This window comes from Streptomyces phaeoluteigriseus (assembly GCF_001896135.2).
GTDB classification, from domain to species: Bacteria; Actinomycetota; Actinomycetes; order Streptomycetales; family Streptomycetaceae; genus Streptomyces; species Streptomyces phaeoluteigriseus.
Genome location: NZ_MPOH02000008.1, coordinates 1 through 15,592 on the forward strand (window position 1 = coordinate 1; position 15,592 = coordinate 15,592).

At 71.6% G+C, this 15,592-nt stretch carries 16 protein-coding genes and 3 pseudogenes; 18 read left to right on the plus strand and 1 reads right to left on the minus strand.

Going from position 1 to position 15,592, the window contains the following annotated elements:
• The 11 genes and pseudogenes from BM536_RS42470 to BM536_RS07075 all read left to right on the plus strand — a co-directional run.
• Positions 1–1,239: AMP-binding protein (locus BM536_RS42470; RefSeq protein WP_143650828.1), on the plus strand; the 1,239-nt coding region annotated here is incomplete at its 5' end.
• Between the two features lie 32 nt (positions 1,240–1,271).
• Positions 1,272–2,483 (plus strand): alpha/beta fold hydrolase, encoded by a 1,212-nt coding sequence (locus BM536_RS07035; RefSeq protein ID WP_342748789.1) that lies wholly within the window; start codon positions 1,272–1,274, stop codon positions 2,481–2,483.
• Between the two features lie 101 nt (positions 2,484–2,584).
• Entirely contained in the window at positions 2,585–2,788 is a 204-nt protein-coding gene (locus BM536_RS07040; protein WP_073499427.1) for an MbtH family protein, read from the plus strand.
• Positions 2,789–2,852: 64 nt separating this feature from the next.
• Positions 2,853–3,107: an acyl carrier protein gene (locus BM536_RS07045; RefSeq protein ID WP_073499425.1), complete on the plus strand. Its 255-nt coding sequence runs from the start codon at positions 2,853–2,855 to the stop codon at positions 3,105–3,107.
• Positions 3,104–4,322, plus strand: a pseudogene (locus BM536_RS07050) (beta-ketoacyl-[acyl-carrier-protein] synthase family protein). Before BM536_RS07045 ends, BM536_RS07050 begins: the two are co-directional and overlap by 4 nt.
• A 224-nt stretch (positions 4,323–4,546) precedes the next feature.
• Positions 4,547–4,807 (plus strand): annotated as a pseudogene (locus BM536_RS42475) (beta-ketoacyl synthase N-terminal-like domain-containing protein); the annotation flags it as partial.
• Positions 4,808–5,067: 260 nt separating this feature from the next.
• Positions 5,068–5,472 carry a hypothetical protein gene (locus tag BM536_RS42480; protein WP_245873318.1) on the plus strand — a complete coding sequence of 135 codons (405 nt, stop codon included), beginning with the start codon at positions 5,068–5,070 and terminating at the stop codon, positions 5,470–5,472.
• A 106-nt stretch (positions 5,473–5,578) separates the two neighbouring features.
• On the plus strand, positions 5,579–6,298 hold the full coding sequence (gene fabG, locus BM536_RS07060; protein ID WP_073499431.1) for a 3-oxoacyl-ACP reductase FabG: 720 nt from the start codon (positions 5,579–5,581) through the stop codon (positions 6,296–6,298).
• A 181-nt stretch (positions 6,299–6,479) separates the two neighbouring features.
• Positions 6,480–7,466, plus strand: a complete 987-nt coding sequence (locus BM536_RS07065; RefSeq protein ID WP_079275264.1) for a methyltransferase — start codon at positions 6,480–6,482, stop codon at positions 7,464–7,466.
• 104 nt (positions 7,467–7,570) lie between these two features.
• On the plus strand, positions 7,571–7,987 hold the full coding sequence (locus BM536_RS07070) for a thioesterase family protein (protein WP_094102697.1): 417 nt from the start codon (positions 7,571–7,573) through the stop codon (positions 7,985–7,987).
• A 95-nt stretch (positions 7,988–8,082) separates the two neighbouring features.
• Positions 8,083–9,429, plus strand: a complete 1,347-nt coding sequence (locus BM536_RS07075; RefSeq protein ID WP_073496727.1) for a preATP grasp domain-containing protein — start codon at positions 8,083–8,085, stop codon at positions 9,427–9,429.
• Here BM536_RS07075 and BM536_RS07080 read toward each other — a convergent pair.
• Positions 9,360–10,046 carry a CGNR zinc finger domain-containing protein gene (locus BM536_RS07080; RefSeq protein ID WP_094102698.1) on the minus strand — a complete coding sequence of 229 codons (687 nt, stop codon included), beginning with the start codon at positions 10,044–10,046 and terminating at the stop codon, positions 9,360–9,362. The two genes, BM536_RS07075 and BM536_RS07080, sit on opposite strands and share 70 nt — an antisense overlap.
• Positions 10,047–10,107: 61 nt before the next feature.
• On the opposite strand from BM536_RS07080, the gene BM536_RS07085 reads away from it, so the two are divergent.
• From BM536_RS07085 to BM536_RS07110, 7 genes and pseudogenes are all read left to right on the plus strand, one after another.
• Entirely contained in the window at positions 10,108–10,875 is a 768-nt protein-coding gene (locus BM536_RS07085) for an MFS transporter (protein ID WP_073496729.1), read from the plus strand.
• Positions 10,876–10,901: 26 nt separating this feature from the next.
• Positions 10,902–11,330, plus strand: coding sequence for a hypothetical protein (locus BM536_RS07090; protein WP_143650830.1), 429 nt, complete (start codon positions 10,902–10,904; stop codon positions 11,328–11,330).
• Positions 11,331–11,651: 321 nt separating this feature from the next.
• Positions 11,652–12,332, plus strand: coding sequence for a DUF4241 domain-containing protein (locus BM536_RS07095; RefSeq protein ID WP_073496733.1), 681 nt, complete (start codon positions 11,652–11,654; stop codon positions 12,330–12,332).
• A 211-nt stretch (positions 12,333–12,543) separates the two neighbouring features.
• Positions 12,544–12,850 (plus strand): annotated as a pseudogene (tpg, locus tag BM536_RS07100) (telomere-protecting terminal protein Tpg); the annotation flags it as partial.
• A 654-nt stretch (positions 12,851–13,504) separates the two neighbouring features.
• On the plus strand, positions 13,505–14,404 hold the full coding sequence (locus tag BM536_RS07105; RefSeq protein ID WP_245873301.1) for a pectate lyase family protein: 900 nt from the start codon (positions 13,505–13,507) through the stop codon (positions 14,402–14,404).
• A complete protein-coding gene (locus BM536_RS43890) occupies positions 14,401–14,526 on the plus strand; it encodes a hypothetical protein (protein WP_281258547.1) in 126 nt (41 codons plus the stop codon). The genes BM536_RS07105 and BM536_RS43890 overlap by 4 nt, the downstream gene beginning before the upstream one ends.
• 11 nt (positions 14,527–14,537) lie before the next feature.
• Entirely contained in the window at positions 14,538–15,587 is a 1,050-nt protein-coding gene (locus BM536_RS07110) for a pectate lyase family protein (protein ID WP_245873302.1), read from the plus strand.
• Positions 15,588–15,592: the final 5 nt, after the last annotated feature.

Here is a 15,592-nt window from a genome sequence, read left to right on the forward strand (position 1 = left end):
ACCCCTGACGACGGCCCGCCCCACCGCTGGTTCGAACAGCGCGCCGCCGCCCACCCCGACCGCACCGCCCTCGTCTGCGAGGACCGTGCCCTCACCTACCGAGAGCTGGACGAACAGGCCGAACGCCTCGCCCGCGCCCTGCGCGCCCGGGGCGCCGGACCCGGCAGCCTGGTCGCCGTCGCCCTGCGCCGCTCGGCCGAACTCGCCGTGGCCGTCCTGGCCGTCCACAAGGCCGGCGCCGCCTACCTGCCGATCGACCCGGCCTACCCTGCCGAACGCATCGGGTACGTCGTCGAGGACGCCGGACCGGTCCTCGCCCTCACCACCACCGACGTGGCCGACGGGCTGCCCGCCCTGCACGCCGTACCGCGACTCCTCCTGGACGAACCCGTCCCGGACGCACCCGGCCTCACCGGCGACCCGGCGCCCGCCGACGCCGCCTACACCATCTACACCTCCGGCTCCACCGGCCGCCCCAAGGGCGTGGTGATCTCCTTCGCCGCCTTCGCCAACTTCCTCGCCGACCTGCGCGAACGCCTGGAACTGGGCGAGGAGGACCGGTTCGTCGCCGTCACCACCTTCGGCTTCGACATCGCCAACCTGGAACTGTTCGCACCGCTGATCTCCGGCGCCCGCCTGGTCCTCGCCGGACACGACACCGTCCGCGACCCCGACGCCCTCGCCGCCCTGCTGACCGACTCCGGCGCCACCGTCATGCAGGCCACCCCCACCCTCTGGCACGCCCTGGTCACCGAGCACCCGCAGGCCCTCGCGGGCCTGCACGCACTGACCGGCGGCGAGGCCATCAGCCCCGCCCTCGCCGCCCGACTCGCGGCCGCCACACGGAAGCTGACCAACCTGTACGGCCCGACGGAGACCACCATCTGGTCCACCGCCACCGAACTCGACGGCACCGGCACCCCGCCCATCGGCCGCCCCCTCGGCGCAACCGCACCTACGTCCTCGGCCCCGACCTGCACCCCGTACCGACCGGCGCCACCGGCGAGCTGTACATCGGCGGCGTCGGCCTGGCCCGCGGCTACCACGGCCGCCCCGGCCTCACCGCCGAACGCTTCGTCGCCGACCCCTTCGCCTCTCGGTCCGGCGCCCGCATGTACCGCACCGGCGACCTGGTGCGGCAGGGGCCCGACGGCACGATCGACTACCTCGGCCGGATCGACCACCAGGTCAAGGTGCGCGGCTTCCGCATCGAACTCGGTGAGATCGAGGCCGTGCTGACGGACCACCCCGATGTCGAACAGTCGGCGGTGGTGGTCCGCGAGGACCGGCTCACCGGGTACGTCGTCACGGTGAGCGGCACCGAACCGGCCGACCTGCGCTCCCGTGCCGCCCGCCGGCTGCCCGACTACATGGTCCCGGCCGGCCTGGTCGTCCTGGACGCCCTCCCGCTCACCCCCAACGGCAAGGTGGACCGCGATCGGCTGCCCGCGCCCGCCGCACCGGCCCCGACGGGCGGCCGCCCCCCGGCCGGCCCGCGCGAGGAACTGCTGTGCCGCCTGTTCGCCGAGACCCTCGGGACCGGCGCCGGACCGGTCGGCGCCGACGACGACTTCTTCGCCCTCGGCGGCGACTCCATCCGCTCCATCCGGCTGGTGGGCCGGGCGAAGGCGGCCGGAGTCCGGTTCACACCGGCGGACGTGTTCGTGCACCGGACGGCCGCGGCGCTGGCCGCGCTGGACGAGCCGGACGTGCCGGCCTCCGTGGCGTCCGGCGCCGGTGTGGGCGGTGCGGACACCTCGGGTGACGCCGCGTTCGCGCCCGTGCTGCCGATCCGCCCGCACGGCAGCCGTCCACCCCTGTTCTGCGTGCACGGCGGGGTCGGCCTCGGCTGGCCCTTCCTGTCCCTGGCCGCCCACCTCCCGGACACGCCCGTCCACGCCTTCCAGGCCGGCGGAATCCAGGACGACGCCCCGCAGCCGGAATCCGTTTCGGAAATGGCCGCGCAATACGTCGAAAGAATGGTGGAAATTCAGCCGGACGGCCCGTATCATATTCTCGGCTGGTCGTTCGGCGGACTGGTCGCCCACGAAATGGCCTGCCAGCTCGTGGAGTCCGGGAAAAAGGTCGCCCTGCTGGCGAACCTCGACGGATTCCCCGCCGACCCGGCGGAACCGGCGGAAGGCGTTCTCGACGACGCCCTCCTGAGCGGCGAACTGCGCGCCAGGCTCGGCGCCGCCGGCGAGGCGCTGGCGGAGCTGACCGACGACCAGTACGGCCGCCTGCTGCGGGTCATCCGGGCGCTCGACACGCTCGCCGTCACCCACCGTCCCCGCCTCCACCAGGGCGACCTGCACTTCTTCGCGGCGACGCGAGGAGACACGCACGCCACCGGCGCATCCGTCTGGGCCCCCCACACCGCCGGCCGGATCGTCCGCCACGAGGTGGACGCCGACCACGACGGAATGCTGGACGCCGCTCCCGCGGCGGCCGTGGCCCGCGTGCTGACCGACCTCATGGAATGACATCCGAAGACATCGGATGTGAATTCTGAGGGGTTTCATGAAATGCCCGCGCGGGGTGAGTGCGCCCGCGTCCGTGGAAAGAGAAGGGACACGTCACGGTAATGGTAAATCCGTTTGACGACGAGACCGGGACATTCCATGTGCTGGTCAACGAGGAAGGCCAGCACTGCCTGTGGCCGGCGTTCGCACAGATACCCGACGGCTGGCAGGCCGTCCTGTCCGACACCGGCCGGGCCGAGGCCCTCGACCACATCGAGCGGAACTGGACCGACCTGCGGCCGAGGAGCCTCGCCGAGGCGAGCTGACCCGACGGCAACGCTCCACCGCACGCCACGCACCACCTCACCACCCAGGAAAGGAACCGACACCATGAGTGCCATCACCATCGACGAGGCCGTCGAGACCCAGGTGAGAGCGATCGTCGCCGACGCCCTCGAACTGGAGGAGGAGCTGACCCCGACCGGCCTGTTCGTCGACGAGTACGGCGCCGACTCCCTCGCCGCGATCGAACTGTTGTCCACGCTGGAGAAGACCTTCGGTGTGACGATCGAGCAGGACGAACTGCCCAAGATGGTCAACCTCGAGGCCGTCCTCGAGGTGCTGTCCCGGGCCGCGGCGCGATGACCGCCCGGCGTGTGGTGCTGACCGGGATCGGGGTCCTGTCCAGCATCGGCAACGGCGTCACCGAGTTCACCCGGGGCCTGCGCGAGGGCCGGTGCGGGGCGGGTCCCATCACCCGCTTCGACAGCACCGGATTCCGCAGGCAACTCGCCCACGAGGTGCACGACTTCACCCCGTCCGCATGGGTCCGCCACACGCCGGCCGAACAGCTCGGCCGCGCCACGCAGTTCTCCGTCGCCGCCGCCCGGATGGCGGTGAGCGACGCCGGGCTCGACCCGGCGGACCTGCGGGGCGGGCCGGGCCTGGTCACCGTCGGCACCACCGACGGCGAGGCCGACGCCCTCGACCGGCTCGTCGAGGCCCAGGCGAACGGCACCGAGCCCGCCGGGCTGACCCGGTCGGCGTCGGGCGGCTCGCCGCCCACCGGCTGGCCCTCGCCGTCGTCAGGGAACTGCGGCTGCCGCGCGCGGTGCCCTCCGTGCTCGGCACCGCCTGCGCGGCCGGCAACTACGCCGTCGGCGACGGCTACGACGCCGTGCGCTCCGGCGAGGCCGAGTGGGCGCTCGTCGGCGGGGCGGACGCCCTGACCAGGCGGACCTTCGCCGGATTCCACCGGCTCGGCCTGGTCGCCTCCGACCGCTGCCGGCCCTTCGACGCCGACCGGGAGGGACTGCTCACCGCCGAGGGCGCGGGCATCCTCCTCCTGGAGAGCCTCGACTCGGCCCGCGCCCGCGGCGCCCGCGTCTACGCCGAACTCCTCGGCTACGGCCTCAACTGCGACGCCCACCACCCCACCGCGCCCAACATGGACAGCGTCGCCCAGGTCATGCGGCTCGCGCTGGCGACGCGGGCGTCAAGCCCGAGGAGGTCGACCTCGTCTCGGCGCACGGCACCGGCACCCCCACCAACGACGTCACCGAGATCCGGGCCGTCCGCAAGGTGTTCGGGGACCGCCCGCCCCGCACCGTCGCCCTGAAGTCGATGCTCGGCCACTCCATGGGCGCCGCCAGCGCCCTCGGGGCGGCCGCCTCGGCGCTCGCGCTGCACCAGGGCTTCATCCCGCCGACCGTCAACCACCGCTCCACCGACCCCGAATGCGCCGTCGACTGCGTGCCCAACCACGCCGTCGACGCCGACCTCAGGGTCGTCGTCAACAACGGCCTGGCCTTCGGTGGCAACAACGCCGCCGTCGTCCTCGGCAGACACGAGGAGACCTGATCATGACGACCGTCGCGGTCCCCACGGACCGCCACTTCATCACCGCCTGGTCGGCCGTCTCGCCCTACGGCGTGGCCAGCGCCGACTACGCACGGGGCATCGTGACGCAGGACGCCGGCGGCAGCCGGGCCGTCCCCGTCCCCGACGGCCACGCCGCCCAGGAAGCCTGCCTGGTACCCGGGTTCGAGGTGCGCGAGGTACTCGGCCGGGCCGGCACCCGCACCATGGACCGGGCCACCGGCCTCGCCGTCACCGCCGTACGGGAACTCTTCGACGAGGCCTCCCGCGAACAGCGGCCGGTCCCGGTCGGCACCGGCACCGCACTGGTCCTCGGCACCACCCTCGGCAGCGCGCAGAGCCAGCACGACTTCGCCATGGCCTCCTTCACCGGCCAGAAGCCGTACGACGTGCCGGCCCAGTTCATGCCGAACGTGCTGATGAACTGTCCCGCCGCCGCCAGCGCCATCCGGTTCGGCCTCAAGGGGCCCAACACCACCCTCGCCGGCGGCCGGCCCACCGGGCTCATCGCGCTCGGCTACGCCCGTCGCCTCTCGCGGCCGGCCGCGCCGAGCGGGTCCTCGTCGGCGCCGTCGAGGAGTACTCGCCGTCCCGCTCCTGGATCGAGCACCACACCCGGGGCGCCGACGAGAGCGCCGGACCGCTCGGGGAGGGCTGCGCGCTCCTCCTGGTCGAGCCGGGCAACGGCATACCGGCCGGTCGTACCGCTCTGGCCGAACTCCTCGCCGTGGACGTCCGCGTGGACGTCGACGACGAACTCGCCACCACGGCCGAGTCGTCCGTCCGGGACGCCCTCGCCGCCGCCGGCGTCGAGCCGTCCGAGGTGTGGGCGGCCGTCGGCGGCGGACTCACCGGACGGGTCGGGCACGTCGAAACCGCCCTGCTGCGGAGGCTGTTCGGCGCCGACGCCGTCACCCGCGTCGACGTCCACGACCGCATCGGCGACACCGCGGGCGCCTCCACCGCCTTCCAGCTCGCCGCGCTCCTCGCCACCGCCCGGCGGACGCCGGAGGCCCACGGCAGACCGGCCGTGATCACCTCCGTCGACCGTGACGGCTCGGTCGCCTGCGCGGTCGTACGGCTCCTCGGGGAGGCGCGTGAGCGCGGAGAACACGCCCACGGGGAGCCGTGAGGAGAACCGTGGGGGAAGCCGAGGGGAGGGCCGTGCAGGGGCGGACGCCCGCAGCGCTGCCGGGACCGCCGCGGGGAGTGGCGCCGGGAACGCCGTCGGGACCGCACTGATCAGCGGAGGGTCGCGCGGCATCGGGCGGGCCACCGCCCTGCGGCTCGCCCAGGACGGGTACGACATCAGCTTCGCCTACCGCTCCGACGAGGAGGCGGCGAGCCGCCTCGGCAAGGAGCTGGACGAACTCGGTGTGCGCTGGCTCGCCCAGCAGCTCGACGTCGTCGACGCGCGGGCCGTACGGGACTGGGTCGCCCGCACCGAGAACGACCTCGGGCCCGTCGCCGTCGCCGTCGCCTCCGCCGGCATCACCCGCGACCGCCCCCTGCTGCTGATGTCCGACCAGGACTGGCAGGACGTCATCGACACCAACCTCGACGGCACCGCCCACCTCTGCCGGGCCGCCCTCTTCCCCATGGTCAAACGGAAGTCCGGCGTCATCATCACCCTGTCCAGCGTCTCCGGCGCCGGCAACCCCGGACAGGGCAACTACTCGGCGTCCAAGGCCGGAATCATCGGCCTGACCTGCGCCCTCGCCAAGGAAGCAGCCCGCTTCGGCATCCGCGTCAACGCCGTCGCCCCCGGCATGATCGAAACCGACATGACCGCCGGGGCATTCACCGAGGAACAGCGCGCCCGCACCCTCGCCGCCGTACCGCTCGGCCGCTTCGGCAGCGCCGAGGAAGTCGCCGAATCCATCGCCTTCCTCGCTTCCGACAAGGCCTCGTACATCACCGGCGCCGTGCTCCGGATCGACGGCGGGATCGTCGTGTGACCGGCCGCTCCACCGACCTCACCCAACCACCCCAGACCGGGAGTAGACCTGCCATGACCGCGCCCGTCGATCTCACGCCCAAGGCCACCGCCAACCACACCCCGCTCGTCGACACCCGCCTGCTGACCGCCGACGACGACGCGCCCGCGCCACCCACCGCGTCTACGAGCACCTCATCGGCATGTGGGCGCCCGGAGTCATCGAAGCCGCCCAGGACCTCGGCGTCTTCGCCACCCTCACCGACGGCCCCGCCACCGCGGCCGGCCTCGCCGAGACCCTCGGCACCGACCTGCGCGCCACCCGCGTCCTGCTGGACGGACTGCACGCCTACGACATCGTCCGGCGCGAGCGCGGCGGCGACGGCCAGGCCGTCTACACCCTGCCGGCCTCCCTGCACGGCGTGTTCGCGCCCGACGGGCTCTACAGTCTCGCCGGCAAGATCACCCACGACCGCAACGTCGCCTGGCAGGCCTGGCGGCACCTCGCCGACAACGTCCGCAACGGGGCGCGCGGCGAGCACGGCGGGCAGCAGGTCAACCAGATATCCGAGGAGGACTACACCTCCCTCGCCCGCGGCATCAACTTCTGGGCCCCGCCCGTCGTCTCCGTCCTCGCCGACGCGCTGCGCGAGCGGGGCTGGGGGGACGACACCGAGGCCGTCCTCCTCGACGTCGGCTGCGGCACCGGCATCTACAGCCACCTGCTGCTCCAGGCGTTCCCGCAGCTCACCGCGCGTGGGCTGGACGCTCCGCGGATCACCGCGATCGCCGCCGAGCAGGCGGGGCGGATGGGGGTCAGCGAGCGGTTCTCGCCGCTCACGGCGGACTTCTGGGACGACGACTGGGGCAACGGGACGGACCTCGCGCTGTTCGTCAACATCTTCCACCTCCAGACGCCGGAGTCGGCGCACGAGCTGCTGCTGAAGACGGCGAAGGGGCTCGGCGAGGGTGGGGTCATCGCGATCGTCGACCACATCGTCGATGAGGAGGCCGGCTCCGGGAACGTGCAGAACCGGTTCTTCCGGTTGTTCGCGGCGTCGATGTTGGCGACGGGGGGTGGGGACGCGTACACCGTCCAGGACTATGACCAGTGGTTGGCCGACGCGGGGTTGCGGCGGGTCGCTCTGCTGGACACGCCTATGCATCGGGTGTTGCTGGCGGGGCGGTAGTCCGACGGGGTGGGTGGACCCGCCCGCCCGAGCGTGCGCCCGTGCGTCCGCCCGTCCGCCCGTCCGTCTGTCCGCCCATCCGTCCGTCCGTCCGAAAGGCAGTCATGTCCGACACCACCGCCCCGCCGCGTCCCGCGCTCGACTCCCTCGTCGGCTCCTCGGCCACCCGCCACCACGTGGTCGGGCCCCGCGACTCCGCGACCGCCTGGGACAACGACGTCGACGTCCTCGCCACTCCCGTCCTGCTGTGGCTCGGCGAGGTCACCGCCATGGACGTCCTGCGCGACGAGGTCACCGCGCCCTGGATGACGGTGGGCCTCAACCACGACTCCGCGCACGTGGCCCCGACGCCGGTCGGCGAGGAGATCACCGTCACCGCCACGCTGACCGGCGTGGACGGCAAGGTCCTGACCTTCGAGGTGGAGGCACACGACAGCCGTGCCGTCATCCTGCGCGGTGTCCACGGCCGTGCCGTCGTCCACCGCGGGGCGTTCGAGAGGAAGCTCGCCGAACGCGCCTGACCCCCCGGCCGTGGGGACCGCCTCGGGGCGGTCCCCACGCCTCCCCGACAGCACCCGTACGAGCCCGCAGCAGCACTAGCACGAAAGGAACTCCCGTGCCCCAACTCGTCCTCGGCAACGTGACGAGCGAGTACATGTTCGCCAGTCCGCTCACCGGGTTCAGTCGCAAGGAAGCCCACAAGCAGCACGCCATCTCCACCCGGACGGCCTGGCTGCTGGAGGACGGTGACGCGATGCTCGCCCACCGGCGGCTCACGCCCGACTTCCGGGACTACCTCGTCTCGTTGCTCGGCCTCGACCGCGAGGCCCTGACGTTCCTCACCCCCGACGGACCGGACGAGGGCACGTTCCTCGACGCCCGCACCGCGCTGGCCGAACCGCTCCTGGAACGGCTCCGGGGGACCGTGGGGCCGGACTGGACGCTCACGCCGTACCTGTACGACCGGACCGTCGCCGTACTCGCCGACCGGCTCGGCCTGACCCCGGCCGCCGCCGCGTTCTTCGCCCAGGGCGGCAGCGACTTCTTCAACAGCAAGTCCTTCTTCCGGGCGTGGGCCACCGGCACCGGCGTCCCGGTGGCACGGGGCGAGGTCTGCCGCAGCCGGGGTGCCACCGCGCGTGCCGTGCGGGAGCTGCTGCCCCACACCGGCAGCGTCATCGTCAAGCAGGACTTCAGCGCGAGCGGATACGGCAACGTCCTGTTCACCACCGACGCCGACGTACCCTCCATCGGGGCGTCCGCCCGGCACGTCATGGATTCGGACCCTTCCCTCGGGGACATCGAGGCGCGGCTCGCCGCCTCCTTCCCCGTCGTCGAGGAGGTCCGCGACTTCCCCGCCGGCCTGCGTCCGAGCGAGGCCGTCGTCGAGGTCTACCACCCCCACAGCCGCACCCTCTACAGCGAGCTGTTCCTTCCCGACCCGCCCGGCGAGCCGCTCCTCCTCGACCACGGCGACATGCGGATGGAGCCGGTCTGGAACGGCTTCGCCATCCCGCCGGTGTCCCTGCCCGCCGCCGCGGAGCAGCGGATGCTGGACGTGTCGCTGGCCATGGCCCGCACGATCCGTCAGCTCGGTTACCGGGGCCACCTGAACTGCGACTCCATCGTCACGCCGACGGGCGAGGTGCTCTTCAGCGAGGTGAACGCCCGGGTGGGCGGCTGCACCCACGTGCACGCCGCGGCCCGGCGGCTGCTGGGCGACGACTATCAGCGCAGTCACACGGTCCTCACGCGCAACGATCTGCCGGTGCAGGACTTCGCCAAGCTGGCCTGGGCCATCGACCACGACCCCCGGCTCAGCCCCGACGGGGACAGCGGTGCCGTGATCCTCGTCGACGACAGCCCCTACAACAACACCGCGGAGTACCTCGTCTACGACCGCGGCCCGGAGGCGGCCGAGGAGACGGAACACCTGCTGCGGCAGACCGCCACCGCCCTCTGACCACCTGTCCGAACCGCACTGCCACGGGGTGGGGACACCGGCTCGGCCGGGGTCCTCACCCCGCCTCCGTGACCGCCGCCCGCTGCTTCTGCGCCGCGCGCATCCGCCGGACCTTGGCGATGCTGCCGCAGGCCCGGCCGCTCTCCCCCGGCGTACATGCTGCACCAGGTGCGCGTGTTGTTGCGCGACTGGTCGTAGAAGACCCAGCGGCAGTCCGGGCACGCCCGAAGCCGGCGCCAGCGTTCGGCGAGCACGAGATGGGCCGCCTGGCGCAGGACGACATCGACCGGGGCCGCCGGGCCCTCCAGGCGCAGTTCGCCCTCGCCGATGCGTACGGTCTGCGGCCTGCGGGCGAGCCAGTCGTCCAGCCGGCGGGTGCCGCGCTCGGTCACGTCCGCGCGCAGGTCGTCGCGGAGCTCGAGCAGTTCCGTCAGCTCGTCGGTGCGCGGGCGGGGGAGGTGCGGCAGCACGCGCGCCCACTCCTGCGCGGACGCGGCGAGACCGGGGAGGGTTTCCGTCTCCTCCCGCGTGTCGTTGGGGACCACCCAGGTGTTGAGGAAGGACCTCATCTCCTCCACCCGTGGCCCGGCCACAGTCGTTCCCGTTTGATTGCCCATGCGTAGAGCTTAGTCGGTAAACAGGGTTTGCGACCGTCATGGCCGGTTACCAGTTATCACTATGAGTGGTAACACGCAGTCGGCCGCGCCGCCCGCCCCGACCTACCGTGACGTCCTGCGCCGCGAAGGCGGCACCGTTTGGTACGCCGCCATGGGGCTGATCCGCACCCCCGTCGCCATGGCCCCCCTGGCACTGGTCTTCCTGGGCCACAGCACGGGGTCGTTCTCCGCGGGAGGCGTCATGGCCGCCGCGCACGCACTCGGGGAGGCCGTCGGAGCGCCCTTCATGGGACGCGGCTTCGACCGGAAGCCCTTCCTGGGTCAGCTGCGCTTCGCCCTGCTTGCCGAGGCGCTCGCCTTCGCGGCCCTCGCCGTCCTCGCGGGTCACAGCCCGATGCCACTCCTGGTGGCCTTGGCCTTCGCCGCCGGAGCGGTCGCCGCCGGCGTGCCCGGCGGCATGCGCGCACAGTTGTCCAGCACCACCCCGGAGCACCTGCGGCCCACCGCGCTCGGACTGGAGAGCGCGCTGAACCAGGCAGTCTGGGCCTGCGGCCCGGTGCTCGCCTCGCTGGTGTCCACCCAGGTGTCGCCGCGTGTCGCGCTCGTCCTCATGGCCGTCGCTTCGGCCGCCCCGCTGCTCATGGCCGGCCGCATCCGGCACCGCAGCCCGGTCGCGGGGGAGCGGGACCGAGCTCCCGCCGGGACCCTGAGCGTCATCCGGATGGCCTGGCCCACCGTGTTGCTGGCCGCGGCCATCATGTTCCTGGTAGGCGCGATGGACGTGGCCTGCCGGCCCGCCTGGAGACGACCGGGCAGCAGCTCGCGCTGACCGGTGTCATCACGGGGGTGTTCGCCGTGGCCAGCATCGCGGCCGGCCTCGTCTACGGCCGCCGCGTCTGGCCCGGCACCCCCGGCTCGCAGACACTCGTCCTGCTGCCGGCGATGACCGTGGCGCTGACGCTGTGCGCCGTCACCGGCCGGCTCTGGGGCTTCTTCGCCGCGTTCCTGCTCGGTGGCCTCTTCTACAGCCCACTCATGATCATCAGGAACCTGGCGCTCCAGCACCGCCTCCCGGAGAACGTGTGGGCCACGGGCTTCTCCCTCCTGTACGCGGCGGGCGGCCTCGGCTATGGCGCCGCCGCGCTCCTGACGGCCGGCCTCATCGAGGCCACCACCCCGGCCGTCGCCATCGTCGTCTGTACGGCGGTGACCACGCTGATCGGCCTGATCGCGGGCCTGGGCGAACGCGCAACCGTCTCGCGTGTGCGGTTGGGACGGGAATGATGTCGTCGAGGTGTTCCTGGTGGAGGCGGACGGGTCGGGGAGGCTGGTAGTTCCTGGCTCAGTGGCCGGTGGATTGGGGGTTTTTCCGGTCCAGTACAGGGCGGTGTCGATGTCGTGTGCGGTCCAGCCGTCGGCGGGTGCTCGGCTGTGTTGGAGGAGGTCGTTCCCCTTCGGCGCCCTGGCGGCCCCGGACCTTGCCTGCAGCACCGCCACCGTCCTTACCCAGAGCCGGCGCTCCCGGGATGCAGCGCAGAGGCGCGGGAGATGTCAGTGTCTGCTTCTAGGATCCAGGGAACACGCACCGGTTCCGGAGGTCCTCGCATGCCCATCACCGCCCCCGACTACTCCCGGTACTTCACCGACGGGACCTCCTTCGCTTGCGGACGCGACCTGACCGGGACGCTGTCCGTCGTGCGTGTGGGCGAACTCACCCTGCAGTCGGGCCAGGTGGTGGCGTGCGACCCGTTCGTCTACCTGGGCAGTGGGGACGTTCCACCATTCACGGTCGCGGTGGAGCCCGGCCGTTACGCCGTGGACGCTGCCGTCGCCACGCTCGTTCGTCCAGGCGCGGAATCGGGGCCCCACCCGCACACACGCGTCGCGGCCGTCCGGCTGGTGATACGTGACGTGGAGGTGGCCGGGTGGGAGCTTGCGCTGCTGCCCGGGCAGGATCCGGCGGAACTGGGTGACGAGCAGTACTTCGGCTACGGCGTGGACGCGGGTACCGGTTGTTTCTACGACGCCTCGGCCGAGAACGCTTTTCCGGGGACGGAGGACGAGGAAGGGGCGGTGTGGGCGGCCATGGAGTCTGTCGGGCACGGACCCGACGTCTTCATCGCCCAGGGCGAGGGCGGCCACAACCTCGCCGGGTTCACGTCGGGGTGGGGCGACGGCGCATATCCGACCTGGATCGGCCGCGCGGCGGACGGCAGCGTCGCCTGCTTCCTCACCGACTTCTTCGTAATACCCCACTCGGCCGAGGCCCACGTGCAGGCTCCGTAGTCCGCGAGGTCGGCGAAGGCTTGCGCTGCCGCGGCGGGTGACGCAGGCCTCCTCCACCTGGCAGGCCAGGGCGGGAGACGCCGGCGACCGTCACGTCGCTGCAGGAGTGGCTCGCACACCTCCCGCCGGACACCCGCAGTGATGGAGCAAGGTCACAACCGGCCCGCCACATCAAGGGTGACGCCGTCGTGGACGGCGGGGGAGTAGAGCGGTGGGGGAGATCGAGGACGCCGTCGACCGTGCCGACCGTGAAGCTTTCACACAGAAGCCGCCCAAGACGATGAAGGGCCGGATCGGCTACCTGATCCGACAGTTGGGCAGCTTCAAGGCCGTCGCACGCGAGATCGGTGTCACCGCCGACTCCGTCAACCGCTACCCGCCCGGACGTCGCCGCCAGGATCGAATCCGCGATGCGGGCCCGCTGGCAGCCCCAGGTGCGCAAGCGTCGCCGCCTGCAGGCCGCCACCGCCACAGGCATCACGGTGGAGACGCGGGCCCGCTTCAGCTACACGGCACCTGATGAGCCAAAGCATGGAAAGGTGTGATCGTTTTATCACCCAGCAGGTCTTTGTTCGTTCGTGTTGTGAAACTTCGCTTTTCGTGACCGTACACCCCCGTTGACGCGTCCGTGACAGGAGCCTAGTTTTCAGGGGGAAAGCGCTTGCTCGATAGCTGGGTCACCTTCTAGCAGCTCAGCCGACCAAAAAGGCGCGTTCAAGTCGTGATCAGCAATTTCTTTAGAAAGTGCTATCTCATGCGATTATCCAGAAGCTCAGCGTGGCGACGCGAGCTGGTCGCCGCTGTGCAGATCGGCTTCTCCCGGACCCCGGCCTCTTCTGGCTCTGCCTCCGCGCGCGGTCCGTCTCTTCCATCGCCCACGCCTCCGCCGCGTCGGACGACGGCTTCGCCCCTCTCCCGTGTGCCCTCCGGCATCGACGCCGGAGGCGTTTCCTCCCGCAGCGTCAACACCCCTGCCCCCGTGGGGTCCAGCGGTGGCCTGTGGCACCTGCGCGCGCACGACGACATTCCCGTCGAAGGCAGCCGTCCCAGCGAGGCCGGGGTCTGGTCGGCGAGCCGCACACGTACTGCCTCCGTACCACGCACCGGACGGCCGAGTCCCCGGCCGCCGACGCGGCCGCGCCGGCCCTGGGCAGATCTGAGGAGCAGAAACGATGACGACAGAACGCCCCTCCCTCACCCGTCGCGGCCTGCTCGCGGGCACTATCGCCGCCGTGGCCGTCGCCGCCCTGCCGGCCACTGGAACGGCGAGCCACGCGCAGGCGGCCGCGCCCGCCGCAGCGAGGCGGACACGAGCAGCCGCGGCCGCGTCGAGTGCCGACGGTTTCGCGGGCGTCCCCGCGCTGGGCCTGTCCGGCACCACCGGCGGAGCCGGCGGCCCGGTGGTCACCGTCACCGACGCCGACACGTTCCTGGACTACTGCGACCGCAACGAGCCCTACGTCATTCAAGTCTCGGGAACCCTGCGCATCAGCAGCAAGCAGGGCGTGCGGTCGAACAAGACCATCGTCGGGCTGGGCACCGACGCGGAGATCACCGGCGGTGGCCTGGACATGTACCGCAGACAGAACGTGATCATCAAGAACCTGCGGTTCACCGGCGCCGACGACGACTCCCTCAGCATCCAGCAGTCCTCGCACCACATCTGGATCGACCACTGCACCTTCAGCACAGGCGCGGACGGTCTGATCGACATCGTGCGCGGCGCCGACTACATCACCGTGTCCTGGAACCACTTCCGCGACCACAGCAAGACCATGCTGATCGGCCACTCGGACGCCAACGGGAGCCAGGACCGGGGCAAGCTGCGGGTCAGTTTCCACCACAACTTCTTCGACGGCACGGCCCAGCGCCATCCGCGCGTCCGCTTCGGCGAACCCGTGCATGTCTACAACAACTACTACCGGAACAACACCCTTTACGGCGTGGCGTCGACCGAGGACGCGGGGGTGCTGGTGGAGGGCAACTACTTCGAGAACGTCGCCCACCCGATCTACTCGGGCTACGACGAGAGCGGACCCGGCCGGTGGTGGAACGGAACAACGTCTACGTGAACTGCGGAGAGCCCGAGACGCTCGGCACGGTCGTTGAGCCACGCACCTTCTACCCCTACACCCTCGACGCCCCTGCGAACCTCCCCACGATCGTTCCGGCCGCGCCGCGCGGCCGGAACTGAAGGAGACCTCCGTGTCAGAAGTCCGTCCCATCACACGCCGCGGCCTGCTCATGGGGACTGCCGCCACCACGGCTTCCGCCGCTCTGCTGACTGTGGGAGTGGCCCCCGGAGCAGGGGCCTCGATCGCCTCACCACCCGCCGCGGACACCATTGCGGACCGGCTCGTCGCTCTGACGGCACCGCGCGCCGACGGCTTCGCGGGTGTCGCCGCGCTCGGCCTGACCGGTACCACGGGCGGTGCCGCCGGGCCCACCGTGACTGTGACCAACGGCGCCCAGCTCGCCGACTACGTGGGCCGCAACTCCCCGTACACCGTCCTGGTCTCCGGCCGCATCCACATCGACGGCATGATCACGGTGGTGGCCGACAAGTCGGTCCTCGGCGTCGGCTCCACCGCCGAGATCACCGGCGGAGGTCTCCAACTCGGTTCCACGACCCGGCCCGGCAACAACGTCATCATCCGCAACATCCGCTTCACCCACGCCTCCGACGACTCCGTGAGCGTCACCAACCGCGCCCACCATGTGTGGATCGACCACTGCGACTTCTCCCACGGGTACGACGGACTGCTCGACATCAAGCGGGAGTCGGACTACGTCACCGTGTCCTGGAACCACTTCCACGACCACAGCAAGACGTGCCTGCTCGGTCACAACGACAACAACACCGCCGACCGGGGCAAACTGCGCGTGACGTACCACCACAACTTCTTCGACGGCACCGACCAGCGCCACCCGCGCGTCCGGTTCGCCGAGCCGGTTCACGTCTACAACAACTACTACCGCGACAACCGGCTCTACGGTGTGGCCTCGACCGAGGACGCGGGCGTGCTGGTGGAGGGCAACTACTTCGAGAACGTGGGCCACCCGATCTACTCCGGCTACGACAACAGCGGTCCGGGCCGGGTGGTCGAGCGGAACAACCTGTACGTCAACTCCGGGGCGCCGCAGACGCTGGGCACGGTGATCGAGCCACGCACCTTCTACGCGTACACCCTCGACGCCCCCGCGACCGTCCCCACCACCGTCCCGGCCGGCGTGGGTGTCGGCAGGATCGCCTGAACCCA

Bases quoted from the DNA above. Each gene is read 5' to 3' on its own strand.
- BM536_RS07095 (WP_073496733.1), top strand. From the start codon at position 11,652: ATGCCCATCACCGCCCCCGACTACTCCCGGTACTTCACCGACGGGACC.
- BM536_RS07070 (WP_094102697.1), top strand. From the start codon at position 7,571: ATGTCCGACACCACCGCCCCGCCGCGTCCCGCGCTCGACTCCCTCGTC.
- BM536_RS07065 (WP_079275264.1), top strand. From the start codon at position 6,480: ATGTGGGCGCCCGGAGTCATCGAAGCCGCCCAGGACCTCGGCGTCTTC.
- BM536_RS07080 (WP_094102698.1), bottom strand. From the start codon at position 10,046: ATGGGCAATCAAACGGGAACGACTGTGGCCGGGCCACGGGTGGAGGAG.
- BM536_RS07045 (WP_073499425.1), top strand. From the start codon at position 2,853: ATGAGTGCCATCACCATCGACGAGGCCGTCGAGACCCAGGTGAGAGCG.
- BM536_RS07085 (WP_073496729.1), top strand. From the start codon at position 10,108: ATGAGTGGTAACACGCAGTCGGCCGCGCCGCCCGCCCCGACCTACCGT.
- BM536_RS07040 (WP_073499427.1), top strand. From the start codon at position 2,585: ATGGTAAATCCGTTTGACGACGAGACCGGGACATTCCATGTGCTGGTC.
- BM536_RS07105 (WP_245873301.1), top strand. From the start codon at position 13,505: ATGACGACAGAACGCCCCTCCCTCACCCGTCGCGGCCTGCTCGCGGGC.